General features: G+C 55.7%; 11 protein-coding genes. 7 read left to right on the top strand and 4 right to left on the bottom strand.

All coding sequences use genetic code 11. From position 1 onward, the window contains the following. Nucleotides 1-685: 685 nt before the first annotated feature. Genes PspCFBP13509_RS08440 through PspCFBP13509_RS08455 form a run of 4 tightly spaced genes read right to left on the bottom strand, consistent with a single transcriptional unit; the run spans nt 686 to nt 8,139 of the window. Nucleotides 686-3,817 carry an ATP-binding protein gene (locus tag PspCFBP13509_RS08440; RefSeq protein WP_137211812.1) on the bottom strand — a complete coding sequence of 1,044 codons (3,132 nt, stop codon included), beginning with the start codon at nt 3,815-3,817 and terminating at the stop codon, nt 686-688. Beyond that, the gene (locus PspCFBP13509_RS08445) at nt 3,814-5,646 is read right to left on the bottom strand and encodes a trypsin-like serine peptidase (RefSeq protein ID WP_137211813.1); all 1,833 of its coding nucleotides are present in this window, start codon (nt 5,644-5,646) and stop codon (nt 3,814-3,816) included. Before PspCFBP13509_RS08445 ends, PspCFBP13509_RS08440 begins: the two co-directional genes overlap by 4 nt. Then, the gene (locus tag PspCFBP13509_RS08450; protein ID WP_137211814.1) at nt 5,643-6,734 is read right to left on the bottom strand and encodes a trypsin-like serine peptidase; all 1,092 of its coding nucleotides are present in this window, start codon (nt 6,732-6,734) and stop codon (nt 5,643-5,645) included. The genes PspCFBP13509_RS08445 and PspCFBP13509_RS08450 overlap by 4 nt, the downstream gene beginning before the upstream one ends. Then, nucleotides 6,727-8,139, bottom strand: a complete 1,413-nt coding sequence (locus PspCFBP13509_RS08455; protein ID WP_137211815.1) for a lipase/acyltransferase domain-containing protein — start codon at nt 8,137-8,139, stop codon at nt 6,727-6,729. Before PspCFBP13509_RS08455 ends, PspCFBP13509_RS08450 begins: the two co-directional genes overlap by 8 nt. Nucleotides 8,140-8,632: 493 nt before the next feature. Here PspCFBP13509_RS08455 and PspCFBP13509_RS08460 point away from each other — a divergent pair, with 493 nt between their 5' ends. The 7 genes from PspCFBP13509_RS08460 to PspCFBP13509_RS08495 all read left to right on the top strand — a co-directional run bounded on the left by PspCFBP13509_RS08460 (nt 8,633) and on the right by PspCFBP13509_RS08495 (nt 19,892). Then, complete coding sequence (locus PspCFBP13509_RS08460) at nt 8,633-12,313, top strand: ATP-binding protein (RefSeq protein ID WP_137211816.1); 3,681 nt, start codon at nt 8,633-8,635, stop codon at nt 12,311-12,313. Then, nucleotides 12,310-13,479 (top strand): hypothetical protein, encoded by a 1,170-nt coding sequence (locus tag PspCFBP13509_RS08465; RefSeq protein WP_137211817.1) that lies wholly within the window; start codon nt 12,310-12,312, stop codon nt 13,477-13,479. The genes PspCFBP13509_RS08460 and PspCFBP13509_RS08465 overlap by 4 nt, the downstream gene beginning before the upstream one ends. A 39-nt stretch (nt 13,480-13,518) precedes the next feature. Continuing rightward, on the top strand, nt 13,519-14,202 hold the full coding sequence (locus tag PspCFBP13509_RS08470) for an OmpA family protein (RefSeq protein WP_242001059.1): 684 nt from the start codon (nt 13,519-13,521) through the stop codon (nt 14,200-14,202). A gap of 276 nt (nt 14,203-14,478) precedes the next feature. Further along, a complete protein-coding gene (locus PspCFBP13509_RS08480; RefSeq protein ID WP_137211818.1) occupies nt 14,479-15,693 on the top strand; it encodes a restriction endonuclease in 1,215 nt (404 codons plus the stop codon). Between the two features lie 432 nt (nt 15,694-16,125). Beyond that, the gene (locus PspCFBP13509_RS08485; RefSeq protein WP_137211820.1) at nt 16,126-17,361 is read left to right on the top strand and encodes a phosphoribosyltransferase-like protein; all 1,236 of its coding nucleotides are present in this window, start codon (nt 16,126-16,128) and stop codon (nt 17,359-17,361) included. Between the two features lie 186 nt (nt 17,362-17,547). After that, a complete protein-coding gene (locus tag PspCFBP13509_RS08490; RefSeq protein WP_137211821.1) occupies nt 17,548-18,723 on the top strand; it encodes a reverse transcriptase family protein in 1,176 nt (391 codons plus the stop codon). Nucleotides 18,724-18,749: 26 nt separating this feature from the next. Next, on the top strand, nt 18,750-19,892 hold the full coding sequence (locus PspCFBP13509_RS08495) for a hypothetical protein (protein ID WP_137211822.1): 1,143 nt from the start codon (nt 18,750-18,752) through the stop codon (nt 19,890-19,892). Nucleotides 19,893-20,023 lie beyond the last annotated feature (131 nt).

Below are 20,023 nucleotides of genomic sequence, written 5' to 3' on the forward strand. Positions count from 1 at the left end.
TCCTGCCCATCGATCCGCGACGAATCACACAAATCACGTTTCTTAATGCTCTGTGTCCTGATCGGATGCTACGAAGCATACTGATAAGTGGTGGTGAGGAGCGATAAGAGCATTGAGCCGATCTTTGGTGTCGTTGGTGCTTTCGGGACATTGAGACATACCGTTACGGTGACTACATAAGGTGAAAAAATGGATGTTCATTGGAATGCGAAACGTAAGTGCCCCGGCTGTGGCCAGGAGTTTCCCTTTGCCGCGCTGAAAGCCTGGGGGCAGCACAGATTATCGTGCATTGCGTTGTCAAAACCTGCGATCCAGAAGGTTCCGCAGAAAGCGAAGAAATAGATCTTATCAAGCCGCGACGAAATGTTGAGACAGCCCTACTGGAGCCTGGCGTGGATGTTCATGCTAGCGGCATCCGGGCGACTCCTCTCGTCACTCTGCAGGGCTTGTTTCAGCTTTCGATACTCAAAATAAAACGCGGCGACGCTAGCATGGATACCAATCACGTGAAGGCCACAGCACTAGAAAAAAGGTGTGAACCGATCTCTAACGGTCAGCTCGAAATCTCTTGCAAGGTTCCAGGTCGGTGCCAAATTCGCTGTTAACTCACAGTCGTTTTCAGCACTCCCGATAACTTGCCTGCTCCTTATGCGCATTGGCTGGAGCGTTATCGCTAAAGTGTTGATTACCGTCCGATGTAATTCGTTTGCCTGGCGCAGACTGCTTCGAGCCTGCGCCAGGCATGCGCCAATTCATGCAGCGAATGCCCTGTCTCACCACCGGATATTTTGGCAGCGAGACTGCAAACGTAGGAGAGTTGTCCCAGTCGCCCACACCATTCAATCAGTGGCAAGGTGGCCCGCAGGCCATCACCTTCCGAGGCAGCCTTGAACCACTGGTTAAGTTTCAAGTCACTCGGCGTAAAGTCGGGCAACGGGGAGTGGGGGTCTTTATGCAGATAATGAGCAAAGGCTTCTCGTGAGCGCTCATCAGCGATGAACAATCGCAGCATTCGACGGGTCGCGGGTTGAAGTTCGGTCATCAGGCCAGGAAGGAAATCCTCTGGGCGGAAACCCGCAGCTTCCAAATTACTTCGAAGGTTGACCTGATCATCTTGAATGACATTTTCAACATTGCGCGCCACTTTTCCTGTCAGCATCGCGACTGGAGCGGGCAAGCGGATTTTCATTCCCAGGCGCAATTCTTGGTCTCGACGCGCATCGGGGAAGTCATCCCAGAGTCTCGCCAGTTTGCTCGACAACTTTGGGGTCAACGCCAGCGAGTCGGCGAGAATCGGAATCCTGTCATCAGGTTTTAAGTACCCAGCTTTCCAGAGCAACAACCACAGCCGAGCCTCGGCTTTGGCCTTCATCGCATCTCTTGGATGAAGTTTGAAACCCGGCCCAAGCATCTCCCGCATCGCAAGCCACCCTGGATGCTTGATCTTTCCATCAAGCAAAGCGCCCACTCCCCATGCCGCGGCAGCCCGTAAGTGAGCGGTGCCCGTACTCAATGAGCGCTTTTTTGTGAGCTCGTCATCAGCAGGGCTTTCGATTTCATGAAATTCCCCACGCCACAGGTGTAGAAAGGCGGTCACTGTTCTTGCTTCTTCAAAGCGCTCGCGACTTTGCGTGGTGGGTTCGTTGGCAGTCCTGACACGGTATTCGAGATCTAGGTAATACGGGGGGAGTCGCCATTGCACAGTGTCATGCAGCGCCGTCAGGTGCCACACGGGCACTGGTAGTTGGTCTTGGTAGAGTGCCAGCGCATCTTCGGGACGGCCCGTGTCGATGGCCGCCCAGGCGACCTCCGCGGTGGCGCTGCGTTGATAGACCTCAGGTAAAAACTTGAGGTCATCAACTGTCGGGCGCTGTCCTGAATGAAAGCGCGCCAAGGCGGCCGTGTGGGGCGGTAGTTCATCGAATTCGCCTGCCATTGTGAAGTTTACGAGAGTGTGCTCACTGGTCGGCAGATCCTCGTCGGGGGCCAACAGCATCAAACGGTGGTACACCAACTCAAGGCGCGCCCGATCAGCTGGCAAGTCAGGGTCACGGGTGTTGGTGTAATACGCGATCGCCTTCGAGTGCAATTCATCGACCAGCGGGCCCACGGCGCTGTCGTTGCGCAGCAAACGCAAGGTTATCTCCCGCAGGTCTCGGCGATGACGCACTCGGCGCTCGGACTCCTGATCCACAAGCCAGACCTGTTGAGCTAGGCGCTCAAACAGTGCGGCGTTTTCCTTTGCACCGTGCACGCTGTTTTTCAGCACGATAGGAGCCAGGACATCCCGCAACAACCCAGGCGTGATCACCCGTAATGCCAGGCCAGGATAAGCCAGCTTGCGTAACGGATCGTGGTCGCCATTACCCACGCGGTTGAGAATGCGTCGGTACAACACACCCTGGGTCAGGGCTTCGTCTACCTCGCCACCCTCAAGCAGTGCATCTCCTGAGACCTCGGGATGCTCGAGCAGGTAACGGCTGGCCAGGCGCAGGACCAGTGGATTGCCCCCCAGCGAACTGGCGACCTCTACCGCGCGCTTCTCATCCAGCCCGGATTGTTTCAGCATTCGTATGGCATTGGGCGGGGTCAATGGTCCAAGTCGGTAGATGGCGCTTTCTCCAACGCGCAACAGGTTCGCCGCTGATTCGGCTGCCCGACCAACAACGATGGCGCGAACACCGCGCATACCGACGTCTTGGGTCAGATACGCCAGCCAATCGCGCAGCGCCGTGACCGCGGTATGGCCTTGAGCAGCGGCCATTTCGAATGAGTCGAGCAAGACGAGCACGGGATGTCCGGTAAAGTCGGTATCGATGATCTCGCGACCGATCATCAAGCCGGCCTCGCCGCTGGATGACACAGCGCTCGTTTCTGCGCTCTGCTTACGGTCCGACTGGCCGCCGCCGCGCTCGAAGGTTTCGCGGATCAGGGTTCTTGCCTCGGACAGCGCATCCGCGGATTGGGGCAGGTGCTGGGCGAGTTGCCTGGTGAGCTCCAGGGTCAGGCCAGGGCCAACGGGATCAAGAGCGGGTCGGTCAAAGTCGAAATTGAGCACGGGCGTCGGGTGCTTGCGGGCCCCCAAAGCACTCGCCAGGCGGGCGACCAGCGTGGACTTTCCGATTCCGCCGGCCCCGGTAACGATCATGATGCCGCCGGCTGTCTCAGGGCTATCGACAAACGCGAGCAACTTGTGCAGGTCCGATTCGCGGCCAACCATGCCACCTGAGAGCAAACTGCGGATTTCCGCGTTACGTCCTCGGCGTGCCTGTTCGCGCTGGACCTCGCCGATCTGCGGCCATGGCAATACGTCCTGGCCATTGGCGTCTTTGGACGGCGCCAGCCCTTGCAGCCAGCCCAGGGCAATGCAAAGGATGCCAAGGCGCTCGGCTCTGAGCCGTCGCAGGTCCGGCCGCCAGCCCGCGAATAGCTTGCGCAGCACACGGCCTTGGGCGTCCTCGCGAGCCGGCGCAAAGGAGTTGAGCAGCGATTGCAGCAAGCCAGGGCGGGTGAGCAGATCTGCCAATATTCGCCGGCGCGTGGTGATCTCCAACAAGCGTCGGCGGCACCCGTTAACAGTCAGGCCTTCGGTTCTGTTGATCAGTTCTGTTACGAGCATCATCTGCTCGGATTCGCGGGCGAATCGCACCAGACGATGAACATCGAACGGCCCGCAAAGCGCGGCCAGCGCCAGAGCCCAGGCGACCGGATCCGAGGCTGGGTCACCCGGCTGATCAGTTGTGCCTATGGCCTCAAGGCCGGCTTTGAATGCGTCGAGGAGTTCGGCAGATTGAGCTTTTGATTCAGTCTCCATCATGCTTGTACTCCCAGATTCATCAACAAAAAACGGGCGTAGTCAGCCGCGATGGGCAATTGTTGCTCCGGTGGGAGGTTTTCAAGTTGCTGTTGGTTTCTGTCAAACAGAGAGCCGTAGCCATTTCGCTGGCCTTGATCGGGTATACGATCGATAAGCCCGCGTGAGTAGTCCACAAATGCACTCAGGGGCACTTCCTCAAATTTTTCGTTGGTCCAAAAGTTCTTAATTTTGTCGGGTGCCACGCTGTCGTAACCCAACAAAACAATGCGCAACCAGTCATATCCCGCCACCGACTCGTAGATTAAATCCAGGCATTCTCTTAAGCCTGTGCCCTCCGACAGCGGGACGTGACTATCGTCCGGGCGTCGCAAGTCATCCAGGATCAGCCAGAACAGGCGCCCGTCGCGAATTTTCTGCAGTTTGCGAATCAGCTCGGGGACCAAGGTGTTGCGCATGTAGGCCACGGCGGTGGTTTCGCCATCGGGAAGAGGGAGATCCCTTGGGGAGGGCGCACCGCAGGCTTCGATCAGCATTTGCACAAAGCCCAGAGGCGTTTGAGAGTGAAACCGCAGCGCGGAGAGCTTTACCACGCGATGTTCCGCGTTAGGCAGCAACGCTGAGATGAGGTCTGCTGTGAAACTCATGCCGGTCCTGCACCGTGGGGCGGGGCTGATCGCCAGGATGCGGCTGCTGTCGCCGGTGGTCGCTTGTTTCAGCCAGTCGAGCGTCCTTTCACGTTGCACGATCGGGTGAATGGTGCCCTTGGCGCACCGGAAAAAATAAGGCAGGGCAGGTTCGCCTTCCGCTATCCATCTAGTTACTTCTATGGCCGGTAGGTTGATGCCCAAGGCGACGTTCCTCGCCGGATCCGAGCCTATCGCTTCGCCAGTGTGTACCCCGACGACCTCGAAGTTGGTGTTGAAGCAAGGTGCACCGGAACTGCCCGGTTGTGAATTGACCGAATGCAGAAATACCGTTGAGCCAGTTATCGGCTCTTTGACTAGTCCATCATGGTGGCATAGGGCGCTGCCCTGGGGATGCTGGATGATCAGGAGCGGGTCATTGTGGAAGGGTGCGGCGCTTTGCATGTGAAGCGGGCGCGCATAGGGGAGTGGTGATCCGGCCAGACGGACCAGGGCATAGTCTGGCTTATCGATATCGGCAGTGGCGACACCGCCGGCGTTGCTCGGGGGAGCCTCATGGGCCAACAACCAATTTTCTACAACCTTGAATGGGCGGGGCTTGAGGCGCACTCGCACAAGATCCCTTTCGATGAAATCGAATCGATCGTCGAACAACACCTCAATTCGCTCCCATGAATGGGGCTCCACGGCACCTCCCTGGATCAGTGGGTCTTGATTGAGGAATACATGCCCGGCCGTCATCACCAAGTCGGGGGGCACGAGCAAGCCAGTGCCTGCGTGTTGTCCATCGATCACAATGCGGCAAATATAGTTTGTGACATAGATCAAACCCTTTGCATGCAAAGCGGTATGTTTGAAGGGCGAGTCTTGTTCGACCATCTTCTGCCAGCCCACCAGCCTTTGACTTGGCGTTTGCCTGGTGGCTGCTGAGATGAAGTCGCGTGACACCACGCGTTCAGACACGCATTGAGTGCAAAGCTCGGTGAGCCATTTCCCGAGGCGAGCATAGGCAAAGGCGGCAGCGATTCGCTCCTTCAACTCTTTATTCGAGGAGACGACCGCGTCATACGCAACGGTTTTGTCGCTCCCGTCCTGGGCTGCCGCGAAGCATTCAGCAAACGCAGAATCGCCCACGCAGACGTGCTCCGCCAACAGCCAGTCGTCGTCGCTGATGACCACACTCATTGAACGCACGCCAGTTCATGTGCCAGGTTTCGTACGCCTGATCGACCACCAAAATGCAGACCTATCACTTTCCAACTACCTTCCAGGTCAACGATGCATGAGCCGGAACTGCCGCCGAGGGTGGAGGCGTCATGGCTGAAGCAGCGGGGGGGATTACTGTCACCGGCCACTTGACCGTGTACCTGGTCCACCAGGCCGGGCGAGACGCGTTTTACCTCAAACACGTCCCCGAACAATCGCAGCAGAATCTGGCCACTCTCGGTGCCGGGTTGGGGCCTGGCGGGAAAGCCGACCGCAAACACGTTCTTGCCTGAATGAAGACTGGTGCTGTCCCGTTCAATCTCCAGAAAAGCCGGGAGCGCGACAGCCGCGGTGTCTGCCTGCACTTCGATTAACGCTAGGTCAAGCAAGGCCGGGTTGCTGGTTTGGCCGATCTCATCGGGTCCGCATTCAAGCACTCGGACTGGGCGTGCACGAGGTGTCAGGGGCTCCGTCCTGGCGTGCTCGGCCCCGAAATCGATGATGACATCTTCGTGGAAGCGCCACCGGCCGGGGGCCTGATCGTCCGGCAAGGCAATGTATTGCAGCACATGGCGATTGGTGATCAGTCCGCTTTCAGTCAGAAAACCGGTACCCACGGTGCGGATCGGCTGCTCCGGAGTGGCAGAAACAATGCTGATTCGGGCCACGGCCCTTATGACTTTGCGCAGTTGCACCGGCTCCTGCAAAAGCTTGACCTTCCACGACCCCAGCGTCGGATCCAGTGCGTCGATACTGTCATTGCACGTCATCACCGCAGGCCGGGATCCGTCGGCATGGATGATTGCCTCGATACCGACGCGCATGGCTCTGGTCAGCGGTACGGCGGCGCCATTGGCAATCGCATCCAGGCCACAACTTGCATCGATCAGCAACTGACGACCTGCGGTGTCACCGCCAAGCCCGCGGTCGTTTATCAGGGACGCCAATCGTTCAAGGGAGGCCTCGCGTCGCGCGGGGCTCAGGTTTGCAGTGCCGAGCTGGCTCTCCTGGCCCGTTGACAGCGCACCCGCGGCGAGGCGCTGCCGCAACTGCTCGATCTCAGTCATTTGCGGTGACCACAAACGGCAGCGCCTCCCTCAGGCTCGGTTTGCCTTCGAAAGTCAGTCGGTAAAGTCCTGCGCTTGAGGTGATATCGGCAAGCAACGTGCTAAGCCGCCGCAGGGGCGTGCCCTGGTAGGTTAGGGGCAGACGGGCGATCGTCAAAGGCACCAGGCTGACTTCGTGCAGACGCTCCAGAACCAGCTCGCCCGTGATCTTATCGATCGGCGGTGCTTCATCCGCCAGGCTGCGATTGACAACCTGCAGCGTCAATTCGACTTCTTGGCCAATGGCATAGGCTTGACGGTCCAGTGAACCCGACAGCAGGCTGCCTTCTATGTCCAGGTTGTCCAGGTTGTCCAGGTTGTCCGCGTTTTCCAGGGCCGTGCCAGCATCACCGCCCAAAAGACGAAAGAACGCGCGACGAAAAGAAGAGCCCTTGAACACCGTCGAGTGTTCATTGATAACGATCTGGCGCTGCCCTTTGCTCGGCAGCGAACTGTACAGCGGTACGGTTCCGTCGCCGGCGTCGTCCGTGAAGGTCAGCCGTGATTGCGAATGCTGAACCGCTTGCCCAGGCGTATGAACCACATTGACTCGTGTGAGGGTGCGGTGGCCGCTACCGGCAAAATAGACATATCGCACATGCTCTGGGCGTTGCTCGCGCCCCAGCACATCATGCACGGCGCGAGCTCGCTCCAGCAATTCTGGGACCAGGCCCAGGTCTTTTGCGCTATCGGTGTCGTAGGGATCTACGCTGGCCAGGTCTGGGCTTTCCATAGACCAAATGGCTGCCTCATCCGGAGCCGGGATCAGCTGGTAGGCCGAGGGGTACGCCGGATTATTGGCCAGCTTGGCAACGTCACTCGCGTTAAGCCCCGCGACGCCATCCAGACCGAAGATACGGGCCAATGCCAGCGGTGCTCCAAGGTGGGGCGTGGCCAGGGTGACCAGCAGTCGGATGCTCTTGAACCAGGGCCTTTCGTTGTATTTTCCGCCTTCCAGCAGCAGCCGGGCGACCATCCCGCCCATGGAGTGAGCCACCAGGGAAATACTGCGGGCGCCCTTTGCATACTCGGCCTCGATACGCTGCGCGAGCAGGTCGGCGGTATGAACGTTATCGAGTCGCCAGTCATAGCCAAACTCCACTCGACGCTTGGCACTGTCGTCGTTTGGATAGCCAAGATCATCCAGGTGAGTTCGCAGCAGACTGTAAAAGTTGTAACAGGCGACCTTGTGAATCGGGCTGCCGGGCTTGAGGGCGGGGTCCATCAACTTATGCAGGCGCTTGTACTTCAGGGCCGCTTCCGCCGGCGTTGGTGGCCAGACTTCTTCGTCTGTATCACCGGGATTCTTTGCCGGGAGAACCAGGCTGGTGCCCATGATGCCAGGGATCAAAAACACGACTTCCATTGTCTCTTCCTTTTGTGACTTAGCTATTAGTTTGCCGTTGTGCGAATTGAATTGCACTCATGATATCCAGTGATATCGAAGAAAAAGACTTCATAAGCAAAGTTTCCGGCAGCGGCCAATCCCACTTCTAGCGCAGCATGTTTTCTACATCGGCGAGAGTCGAATCGAGATCGCCTGGGTTCAAACCAGCTACGGAATGATCCAGCGTTTAAGTCTGTAAGCACAACTTCTTCGCTGGCCGTTCCCTCGAACACTCAAGCCGAAATGCTCCCATCTGAAACCCGCGCCCCGATGCCCCGACCGATGGCTTCACTTTTTGATCAGTAGCGGCATCAACGGAATACGTTGAGCTAAGGCGAGACATTCGCCCGCGTCAGATGACATGATTGTGTTCAGATTAAGTGATTTTCGGAGCGTTTCGATAACAATGGAGCAGGCATCTTCAGCGCTACCGGCACCTATGCGCGCCGGCGGCCGTGCCACAGAAGCTGGCATGGCTTTCCAGGCGGAGGTAGCGACCTGGTTTGCCGTTCACATACTTACGCGCATGCCAGTAGGAGGCAGGTTCGGCATCAACAATCAGGCGCTTCCGATCGCTATACGGCTCGAAACAGGGGAAGGACTTGATGACATCGAGGTGACCCAGTCGGACGGTGGTGCACTTCATATGCAGTGTAAGACCAGCGCGACCTTAGGTCTCGGGCCAAGAGCACCGCTGTCCAAAACGGTTGGACAGCTCGTGCGCTGGGTTGCCGATGCAAAAGCTATGGGCGGCCTTCCTGATCTGAATCGAAACGTCGCCCTGTTTGCGGTGCACGCCGACGCGGCGCGTACGTTGGACACTCTTGAATCAGCTTGTCGGGCGTTCGATCTGGGTGGTGCTTGGGCAGTGACGCGCACTCAACGCAATCAGGCAGAGCGGGAGGCCCTCGACATATTTGAGGCGATTGCGTCCCCGGCTTGGAGCGAATATCGAGGTGCGGCACCTGGAGATGGTGATCTTTCGGACTTAGTGAGAATTTTTCGTATCTCGCGCTTCTCCATGGATGAAGGTCACAGTAATTGGCGCGAAGCCTCACAATTATTGGGGCGTTTCCTGTTCGGTGGGGATGCTGCGGGCGAAGCGCCTCTGCGCGACCTCAAGGGCATCATGCGTGATCTGATTGCCAACGGCGCGCCTGCCGATCGTGATGGTTTGTTGCGCGCTCTGCGTCGTCGTGGTCATGTCGATGTCGGCGCACCAGGCTTTGAGCCGGATATCGCCAAACTGCGCACAGCAACCGCCAGCGAGCTTACTCGACTCGCGAGCCATGGTCAGTTGTCGGTTGGTGATGGCGTGCCAATCACGCGCGAGAGCGATGCACCGTTGTTGGCAGCCATCATGTCGGGTTCGCTGCTAGTAGTTGGCGAGCCGGGTGGGGGGAAAACAGGCGCATTGATCCATGCCGCGGCTGCAATCGCGGCTGCGGGCGACACCGTCGTATTTCTTTCACTCGATCGTTTTCCTGGCGTCACTATGGCGACTCAACTTACCTCTGAGCTTGGGCTCACGCACCCGCTCGTTGAATCCCTTGCAGCAATGCCCGGAGTCGGTCAAAAGATACTTTTCATTGACGCGCTCGATGCTGCGCGTGGCGCACCCGCAGAAGGGGTATTTGCTGCGCTGATTGAAGATGTTCGTAAACAACTCGCTGATGAGTGGATCGTCATAGCATCGATCCGTACCTTCGATCTCAGAAACGGTCGTCGTTACAAGAAAGCTTTTTTGGGCGAACCTGCCAATGCCGGATTTGCGGAATCTGGTCTTTCAAACGTACGTCACTTTCTTGTCCCACGTCTGAGTGAGGTCGATCTCGCTGCAGTAGGTATTGCATCATCGGAGTTGGGCGTATTGCTCAATTCGGCACCTCGGCCTTTGGCGGAACTTCTGTGTAACATCTTTAACTTGTCCTTGGCTGCAGAGTTACTCGCCGACGGCACCGCACCTGAATCATTCCGCGCAATTCGTACACAATCAGGACTTATTGACGTTTATGAAGATGCGCGGCTCAACACGACGCAGCTTCAACAGGCCGCAACTACAGTGGTGAGGACGATGATAAGCGGCCAACGCTTGGTAGTGCGCAAGGTGTCGGTAGAACATGCTGCTCTCGACGCGGTTATCCAGACAGGCGTTCTCACTGCCACGGGGGACTTGGTAAGCTTTGCCCACCACGTATTGTTTGATCATGTCGCCAGTCGTTTCCATCTCGCCTGGGACGACCCTGAGGCACTCCTTGCTCAGATCGCCGGTGATGCATCAACGGCGCTTTTGCTCGCGCCAGCGCTTCGATTTGCAATTGAAAGAATCTGGCGTTTCGATCAAGTGGGACGACCTACGAGCTGGAAACTGATCAGCGGGATTTACGGGACAAGTACTATTAATCCGGTGTTGGGGAGCATGGCGCTGCGGATCGCAGTCGAAAACATCGAAGATGAGAGTGATGTCGCCGGATTGATGGCGCTTACGGCTACCGCCTCAAAAGAGCCAGGATTCGCATCGCTGCTCGCGCGCCTTGCTCGTTTCGCCAAAATGGTTTCTGAATCGGTCAAAGTCATTGCAACCCCTACAGCCATCGCGTGGGGTCAGCTCGCAAATGCTCTTTTAGCAAGCGAAGAGCAGATGCTGCTGGATCCGGCTCGGTACCTGCTTCATACGCTGATTGATCATGGTGATCTCGAGGATCCAAAGCTTCTGGCAGAGTTCGGGCAGGCAGCACGAACACTCCTGGAGGTGGGTTGGACAACCTCTTCATCGCACATCGCAGATTGCGCAATTCGCTTCGTCGGCAGAAGTTTCGCCTCGGACCCGGTGGCATCACGGACACTTCTAGACCGCGTATTGCGTGAACCCCATTTTTCGAAACATGCTGACCGAGAGGCCACACGGCTCGCCGGAGAGATTGTTCCGATCACACGGGCTGATCCTGAGTTTAGTGTCGAAATCTACGCGGCCCTCTACAGCCAGCAGATTACTGACGACGCTCCCACTGCGCTCGGTGGGCAGCACAGTCGCATTATGCAGCTTACCTCTAATAGACGGCAGAACTATGAGCATTGCCGTTATCAATTGGGTGCAGCCATGGGCGAGGTTTTGGCGATTTCGCCCGAGCATGGCACGCGCGCATTGATCGAGGCCCTGATAGGTACAGTCGCTATTCGAAGTCGTGGCGGTAATTTTGCGGCTGAACTGATCGATATCGGCAGCTCGATGCTAGAGCTTCGCGGGCTCTTCACTGAGTTCAGGGCGTGGGATCAGCAGGAAAGTCATCCGGCAAAGGAAGATTTGTTGCATCACTATGTACGCTTTCTGCGTGAGTGCAACGTTGCAACCTTTAGGCTCTGCGTCACTGCCGCATCGCGCGATTACGCCACCGCGTCAGTCTGGACGCGGATTTTTGGTGTTGGCAGCGAACGGATTTCTGAGTTGGGTGACCTTCTCTGGCCGTTGATTGAGCGACCTGATTTTCTCGAAAATAGGTTTACCTCGCGCGCCGCGGCTCAGTTTTTAAATGCCGCCTGGACGTCGCGTACGCAGGAAGAACGCGTGACATTTGAGACAATGGCGCTTGATGCGACGCGCTTTACTGATACAGAGTTTCTTCACCAATGGCATCGCGTCTTGGGCCACATTTTAGCGCCAATGCCACCGGAAACCCTTGAACTGGAGGCAATGCGCACGCTGCAAAACTCGCTCACTACTCGGGAGCTCCTGATAAATGACGAGCCGTATCGACCCCAGGTTGCTTGGGTAGACACAGAAGATTACGAACTTGAGCAACTGCGCCGGGCGGGTGTCGATACGAACGCCGGACCCCACCGAGAGGTGCTCGATGCTTCAAACGCTCTTTACTCCCGCGTACAACGCACATCCAGCGACAGCCTGGCGCCCGAACTGGTATTGCTATGGGACAAGGCAACGGCGTTGCTTACCTTGATTGATGCGAATCCTGATCTGCACGATCAAGTCGATCGCCCAGCCTGGGGACATCTTGCGTGTGCAGTAGAGCGGGTTGCGTCGAGCTCCAGTTTTATGCCGGGCGCAGATGGCTTGCCGGATATTGAAACGCTTATTGCAGTCTTGGATCGGCTCTCGACTAGCCGCTATCCCGAACCGAACGAGACTGAGTCATGACCATCAGCTGGGGGAATTGGGACGTGCGTGTATATGCTGCCGATGCCTGGGTGTCACTTGCTTCTCGTTTTGGGGCAGAGCATCCGGTGATCATCGACCGACTCGAAGAGTTTCTCCAAGATCCTGAGCCCTCGGTGCGGCTCCAGGTGGCTCAAAACCTTCAGGTCATAGGCGTTGTCGCGCCCGAACGCATGTGGGCGATGGGGCAGCGCATAGCGGCTCAGGAGACCAGCGCTGAAATAGTTGGCTTTTACCTCCAGTATTCGATGGATCCTTTCAGTGTGTCGGAGCCAGAGCGATGTGAGGCTGTTTTAAGCATCATCAAGAATCGACTGTTTGTAGATCTTTATTTAGATGAACAAGAAAACCAACATCTTCAAGATACTCTTGGCGGCTGGCTTGCCCAGCTGTATGTAGGTCAGGGCCGAGCACTCTCGCGTACCTGGTTCGAGGAGTGGGTAGTCGAACCAGAGCGCTTTGGCGGTTTGCTTAGCCGTTTTACTTTCAACCTGCGCGCAGCTTTTTTTGAGCGCTATAAGCCCGAGAACACGACCCAAATCTGCACCATCTGTGATCGCGCACAGGAGAGTCTCGCGCTTATCCTGAGGCAGGCAATCACCATCTCAGCCGAAGCCCATGGGGTGCTTATTTCTGATGCCGGCGATGCTGACAAAGAGGCAGCAGGCAAGCGGTTCGAAGCAGCAGAGAAGGTTATCCATCAAGGGATGAATCAGCTTTACTTCGGCTCCGGTGCCTTTGAGAACCATGGTGATGAGAAACCCGGGTTGCCGAATGAGTCCGCAATGGCGCGTTTCCTAGCTGACTATGCTGAAATACTTGCGCTTATTGCAAACACACGCAATCCCGCGACGTTGCACCATTTGATGGAGCTTTACGGCTTCTTGATTCCCGGCAACCCAATCGCTGTCTTTGAGACCATTCACGAGATTCTGCTCGGACGCGGTAAGGAGGAGGGCTATCACTACGAAAGTCTTGGTGGCTCGGTGATCGTAGAGATTGTGCAGCGTTACATTGCTGACTATCGCTCAATTTTTGAGGACGAAGATCAACGTAATAGGCTGGTGGGGATTCTGCAGATTTTCTCTGAGGTTGGATGGCCCGACGCGCTTAAACTTCTTTACGATCTTCCAGACCTGCTGCGTTGAGCAAGCAGTTTCGACCAACTGCTGCTGCGCAGTGTAGTAATGACGGCACACAGTGTTCCAGAACTGGTTCAACTGGACACCGAGCTGGCACGTTTGCATGCGTGTTTGCTTCCTCAGCTATCCAGTCCTCTGCTGACGTTGCAGGCTCTGCGCCACCAGATCGGTAGTCTGACCCAGCACCTGGGACAGACCTATTCATCGGGCGAAAGGGTGCTCGCGCCCATCAGGGTGGTGGCTCCTTCTTTGGTGACACCTGTCGTGATTCTACCGCCCCCTGAAGTGGAATCGCGCAGGCCACGTATGGCCCTGTGGCTGTTCGCCGGGGCGCTCTTCTTTGCCTTGGCCGCGGGGTTTAGTTGGCGGACATGGTTGGCAGGCCCAGACAATGAAGCCCTTATGCCCGAACCGGTGCGGTTGGACAGCCTGTCGCTGTTCGATACCGGCAGCGCAACGCTGAAGCCTGGCTCGGCCAAGGTGCTGATCAATGCCTTGGTTGGCATCAAAGCCCAGCCGGGATGGTTGATCGTGATCGCCGGGCATACCAATGCAATAGGGGGTGTCGAACAGAACCTAGCCCTAACCCAAGCCCGTGCCTCAGCCGTGCGAGACTGGAAGCAGCGCATGGATGACATTGCCGACAGTTGCTTTGCGGTGCAGGGCTTCGCGGCCAATCAGCCGGTCGCCAGCAATGACACCGAGACCGGCGTGTCGATATCCATCTGATGCCACAGGTGGGGGGGGTGAGCAGGCTGCATTGACGATGGAAGATCGCCAGTCATGATGAATGCTGGAGCTAGTCGGATATGCCGACTGCTCCCGATTTCTATCGCGGAATGCTCCAACTTTACCGAGATCTTGAGCCGTTAGCCGCATTCGGTGCAGTGACGCCAATGCTGAACATCGTGATCAACAAACTTGATGCATTATCCTGCCGTATCTATCGATAAGCTCCGTGAAAAAACCGAACGAATCATGGAGCACTAAAGACCTGGAGGTCATGTGGGTATCCTGGATTTTCGTGAAATTCCTTCCGCCAGCCCTAAGCTGCGAAAGGCTAGAAAAAAGGCGTTGATGAAGGACGAGCTGGATGCATTTGAAAAATTTGCGGAAGAGTATTTTGAGAAGGTACTAGGCGGAGTTGTACTGGCAGGTACCACAAGAGGCCCCGATAATGATCTGGACCTCAAGGTCCAATTGAATGGTGAAACTCTGCTAGTCAGTTGCAAGCATTATGCTCATGGTGATAATGCCGTGGGCGCCGATCAGGAATACGATCCGGTGTCAGCTATCTACTCCAATGGCTGCACAAAATTCATCGGCTTCTACTCCACGGTTCCCAGCGCCCCTCTAATCACTAAGCTGGAAGGCTTGAAGAGCAACAAAAGCATACCCTTTGACTACGAGATCCTGAAAAACTCGGACATCGAGTCGCGCCTTCTTGATAAAGACAGTGTCGTGGGTTGGTTATTTGCCGCCCGGTATTTCCCCGTCAGTTACGCAAACCTGTTCAGGCGATTTGTCGTGCCTATCGAACACTACAAAGAAAAAGACTTGAAACAGATCGCCCCAACAAGCTGGAGTCTGGATGGGCCCTTTGGCGGAATCTTCTCTGGTGCGGGCGTTGATAAGGCTCAAATCGTTCATGAGGCAAACGATGCGTTGACCAACAATGTCCACTCCAGTTTTTTCACTGAGGCATTGAAAGACGCCATCGATTGTTTCCCTGAATACTTTAAGTACCGCGCGGATGCGGATCTGCAAGCGCTGGAAAGTAGTGATATCTCACCTGATTGGAATAGGGCTTTGACCTATGAGGGTGAGATGGATTGTAACTTACCTATTATGGTATGCGGCCTCTGGTCTTTCTGGTGCCCCAGAAGAGCGCTTGAAAAATATCTGATTTTTACGCAAGCCTGCGAACTGCTGAATGATCCGCCTGACAGCAAAGCGTTAATCATTGCCCGCGCGCAACAAAGCCTGGCTTATTCCTCATTTTTGTCCGCCGGCAGCATCGCGCTTAAGTCCTCAGGTAAATATCGAGATATATTTGCCAGGCTGACTGCTTTTTGTCAGCTTTCACTTCCAGAATACAAGGGCGCGAACAGTACCAGTTTTAGTAGGGAGACTGGCGAGCGGGTCATCTGGAAGTTCAAGGCAGGCGAGGGGTTGAGCTTTCTCTGTGACAGGATTCTGGGCAACTCGAGAAAAACATAGCTTGGGCCAGCAAAGGCACAGATCAGTGCGAAAGAGCTCGATAATGTACGGTTATCCGTCGGTGAATGTTTTTGACGGACGTAAAGCCTGAAGATATGGCCGCCGAACGCCGCTTCCTTGATGGTCAAGGTTGGACTGAGGTCGACGCGGGCGATTAGAGGCATACGCCTGCTGACCGATCCAATCACTATGTGGGATGCTACCCGCCTATGCTGTAAGCATTCTCTGCCGGGTCTGCAGAACCATCAGGTGGGCGGAGCTGGACACTCCTCACCCGGTCCTGGAAAAATTTAAGGCAGCCAATCTGCTTGAGTACCGCGTGATCTGTTTGAAATGCGGGTATCGGGCCTCTGATACTTACAACTGGTTGCGGAACTCGCTCACGCACACACACACGTGATGCTTACTTGGATACAAGGGAATTGGAGTCGAATGGATCTGCACGAGACTGAGCTAGGCATCGCATGGGCGAAGCAATTCAAAATTCAAGACCTTCCGGCAGCTCAGCAGCTCCTCCAAGCCGTGCGTTGGATTTCAGCGGCCGAATTCGCAGACGCCCTGACCAAAAGTATCGAACTTCAAGCGAAGCTGATCGATGGGCCCGTTGCACTGTTTGTCGAACAGGATTTGCATGTCAGAAACGAAATAGTCGAAAAATTTTATAAAGAAGAAGAAAGCCCCCTACGGGCACATGGAGTGGCAATTCCCCCGGTAAGGAGTAAGCGGTTAAACGACTATGAGATCGGATCTGAAGGAATTATCGGAAACGTAGCCACCGCCTTGAAGCGTCGGTTTCCCACAAAATTTCTTCTTCACCCCACCGCTCAAAAAATTCGCAGAGTGAAGGTACGTGCATTTTTTGTTTTGGCCGACACAGTTGGCTCTGGCCGACAGGCTGGAGACATGCTGCAGTCACTTTGGAACGTCGCTTCTGTCAAGAGTTGGGTATCTGCTGGGTTGCTCACCAATCGCGTGATCTGTTTTGCGTCGACGAAGGTCGGAAAAGCCTACCTTGAGGCGCACCCAATGCGAGCTAAAGTCATCTTCGATCTTCCCTGTCCAACCATTGCGAGTATTTTCGATCCGGTCGACGCCGAACGTATGATTGACCTCTGTACACGTTACAACCCGAACAAGCTTAAGAGTGACGGGCTTGGGTTCGGGGGAGAGGGGGTGCTCATGGCTTATGCGCACGGCATGCCCAACAATGCTCCTGACATTTTTTTCAAGGGTAAGGGGAAGTGGAAGCCGCTCTTTAAGGGAAGGGTCACCAATAGGGTAGCAATTGAGGTTGAGACCGGTCTCCATCAGGTCGATGCCCAGGATCAATTGCAAAAGATGAAGGCTGATAAGCTTGCGGCGTCCAGATGGCTTAAGCGCCTGAGCAAGGACTCCAAAAAGATGCTGCTGGTCATGGCGTCGCTGTCTCGGTCGCCCAGGACTGAAAGCGCTATAGCTGCGCGCACCGATTTGACCATCCCGGATGTTCGTCGCTGGCTTCAGTCGGGGAAGCATTACGGTTGGATCAGCCCAACTAACCGTCTCACTGATACCGGGATGCTGCAGCTTAGACATCTCCAATCGTCATCGCATGTAGGTGAACGACACCGTCTACCATGGGCTGAAGATGTCGAGTACTATCCTACTTCGCTGAGGGCGCCGGATTGATTCATCTAGATTGGTATGGCGACATACCCGGTATCTGATGATGCATAGGAGGACATATTTTGTCCTTTACGGAGTAGCATGCGCTTAAAGTGTAAGCATCAACGCACCTTCGCCCATAGGCCACTCGGTCGCAGGCTCGCCTCGCTGCTCGGCGCGCTGATTCTCACCCTTCGGGTGTCAAAGTAGATGACAGTCTGGCGTCCTCAGCACTTTCGTAAAAATGGCCTTAAGGCCGGCGCTGACAAGGCAGTAATCGCGAATGCCATAGAGTACGGCAAGGCGATCGTAAGGTGCGATTCCGCATTGACTCCGGTCTTCACGCTGCGACATTTAGCTGCGCTATCGGGCACGACTTATGAAGTTTTGCGCGAGATTGTCGGGCGCCAAGAGGTGGTAGGGAAGGAGCAGCCCTATCGAATATTCCGCATACGCAAGCGTAAACCCAGACCGGATGGCGCCGAACGGTTCCGTACCATCTGCATACCGTCTCCTATGCTTATGCGTGTCCAACGGTACATTCATGATCACATTCTTACCCATCTGGCCGCTCATCCTGCGAGCATCGCTTACAATGACGGCAAGAAAATAGTCGATGAGGTTGCCATCCACTGTGGTTGCAAGTGGCTCATCAAGGTCGATATCAAGAACTTCTTCGAAGCAATTCCTGAGCAGTCGGTCTACCGGGTTTTCCGGGGCGCAGGCTACCCAGCGCTGGTTTCATTCGAGATGGCGAGGCTTTGCACGCGGGTCGTCCCCCTTAATTGGACTGAAGGGCCAAGGGGGGATAGCCAGAATCTCGATTCAAAATACTCCATTGCCCGTTATTCAAATCGCTACCAAGGTTCGTTGCCTCAGGGCTCCCCCTCAAGCCCTCTACTGGCCAATCTGTGTTCCCGTCGGCTTGATGACCGAATTGAGCAGTTGGCAATTCAGCATGATCTGGTCTACACCCGCTACGCGGACGATCTGTCACTGTCCACTGATGATCCGGAATTCAACCGAACGAAAGCAAGTCAGGTGATTGGTCGGCTTTATGCCATCCTCGCCGAGTGCGGATTTGCTCCGAACACCATGAAAACGGCAGTCGTCCCTCCCAGTGGGCGAAAGATTCTGCTCGGGCTGTATGTCGATAGCGATCGCCCAAGACTTTCCCGCGAGTTTCGCTACAAGCTGGAGCAGCATCTGCACTTCTGCCTGCACGCTGGTGTGGGGCCCGTTGAACACGCCAAGCGTAGAGGTTTTGATGCGGTGTTCGGCTTCAGGAACCATGTCCGCGGCCTCGTTGCGTATGCTGTTCAGATTGACCCTGATTATGGAGCCAAGCGGCTAGCTGAGTTCCACAAAGTCGCGTGGCCATTTTAAACATCTGCAGCCCAGGAGGCTCCAAATTGCAGCAGGCAGGTTCACCCGTGTCAGTGACGCTTTTGGGCCACAACGAGGCGTTGCCGCCTAATGTTGATGGCTTGATCCTTGGCAACATCACCGCAAAGCCCCTCACGCTTGACGATTGGTTTAAATATCAAGAAGGCCAAGCCTTGGCGGTTGAAATCAGCGGCCGCGTCGAGGAGGGAAGCAATACCTCTATTCCCGGCGCTCCCCCGATAGGTAGCTTGATCAGCAGGAAGTTACAGCTTGATCCCAAAATTAAGAACGAAAGTATTTGCCTGGTCGATGGCGGATGGTTGCCTCTGATCTACTGCCTCGCAGGCACGAATATCTTTGTGGACAGAAACATCGTCTCCGAAATCAAGGCTCGATTTGAGAGTGGAAAGCTGAAGCCTGATGGGGCAGGGGGAAGGGACTTTTTCGACATGCTGGAGCAGGAAGCGTGCGGGTGCGTGCTCAACCCATTGCCCTTCGCACTTGAGGGTAATGTCACGGATCTGCCTAGCGCTGAAATGGTGGGGGAACAACTGAATATTGCCTTGGCCACTTTGAAGGAGGCTCTACCGCATATTAGGCTATGGCCTGAAATTCCATATGAGGTTGAGCAAACCAGAGTCCTGCTGGAAAGCTACCGGCCCTACTTTGCTCAAGGCATGGAGTTTCTGCGGATGGTTGTGCCTTCTTTGATGAAGACAACCAGCAAACGCAAGCGTCGCGCGGCCTGGGAGAAGATCATTCAGGCTGCGAAAGAAACCGGGATTTCATTGCAACACATTAGCGTTGCAATCACGTTGAGCGCGCTGACTGCCGAGCAAAAATTCAACCCGGCTAAAAAGGTCTTGAAGCCCGCAGCCGTCTACGGTGATGCCCAAGCCTATAATGCGATGTGGGATCTGTTCCTCCTGTTCCTGCTGAGGCAATCTCAGGTGCATCACCCGGAGTGTCGATCCGCGTTGCTTACTCGCGACAAGAACCTGGCACTCCTTTGGATGGGCATGATGATCAAAAACTCGCCGACCAAACCGGGAGCTAAGTCCGAGATATTCTTCGATGAGCGATTGATGGAGTGTGACCCTGAGGAGATGGTGTTCTTACAGGCGCTGCTTGGGGAGAGCAATATCCGCCACGAACGCCCTTTGACCTAGACGCCCACACAAGCACGGCTCGATTACTTGGCAGGTGGACTTGGTGGGACTACCGACACGACCATGGATTTTCGCTGAATTTTTCTGAATGGGGCTCACTTGACGTCTGGGTGTCAGACGATGACGCATAG

It is taken from the genome of Pseudomonas sp. CFBP13509 (genome assembly GCF_005233485.1).
Lineage (GTDB): Bacteria > Pseudomonadota > Gammaproteobacteria > Pseudomonadales > Pseudomonadaceae > Aquipseudomonas > Aquipseudomonas marginalis.

Excerpts from the sequence above, each read along its gene's own strand:
- PspCFBP13509_RS08440 (WP_137211812.1), bottom strand. The coding sequence starts at position 3,817 with ATGATGGAGACTGAATCAAAAGCTCAATCTGCCGAACTCCTCGACGCA.
- PspCFBP13509_RS08445 (WP_137211813.1), bottom strand. The coding sequence starts at position 5,646 with ATGAGTGTGGTCATCAGCGACGACGACTGGCTGTTGGCGGAGCACGTC.
- PspCFBP13509_RS08450 (WP_137211814.1), bottom strand. The coding sequence starts at position 6,734 with ATGACTGAGATCGAGCAGTTGCGGCAGCGCCTCGCCGCGGGTGCGCTG.
- PspCFBP13509_RS08455 (WP_137211815.1), bottom strand. The coding sequence starts at position 8,139 with ATGGAAGTCGTGTTTTTGATCCCTGGCATCATGGGCACCAGCCTGGTT.
- PspCFBP13509_RS08460 (WP_137211816.1), top strand. The coding sequence starts at position 8,633 with ATGGCTTTCCAGGCGGAGGTAGCGACCTGGTTTGCCGTTCACATACTT.
- PspCFBP13509_RS08465 (WP_137211817.1), top strand. The coding sequence starts at position 12,310 with ATGACCATCAGCTGGGGGAATTGGGACGTGCGTGTATATGCTGCCGAT.
- PspCFBP13509_RS08470 (WP_242001059.1), top strand. The coding sequence starts at position 13,519 with ATGACGGCACACAGTGTTCCAGAACTGGTTCAACTGGACACCGAGCTG.
- PspCFBP13509_RS08485 (WP_137211820.1), top strand. The coding sequence starts at position 16,126 with ATGGATCTGCACGAGACTGAGCTAGGCATCGCATGGGCGAAGCAATTC.
- PspCFBP13509_RS08490 (WP_137211821.1), top strand. The coding sequence starts at position 17,548 with ATGACAGTCTGGCGTCCTCAGCACTTTCGTAAAAATGGCCTTAAGGCC.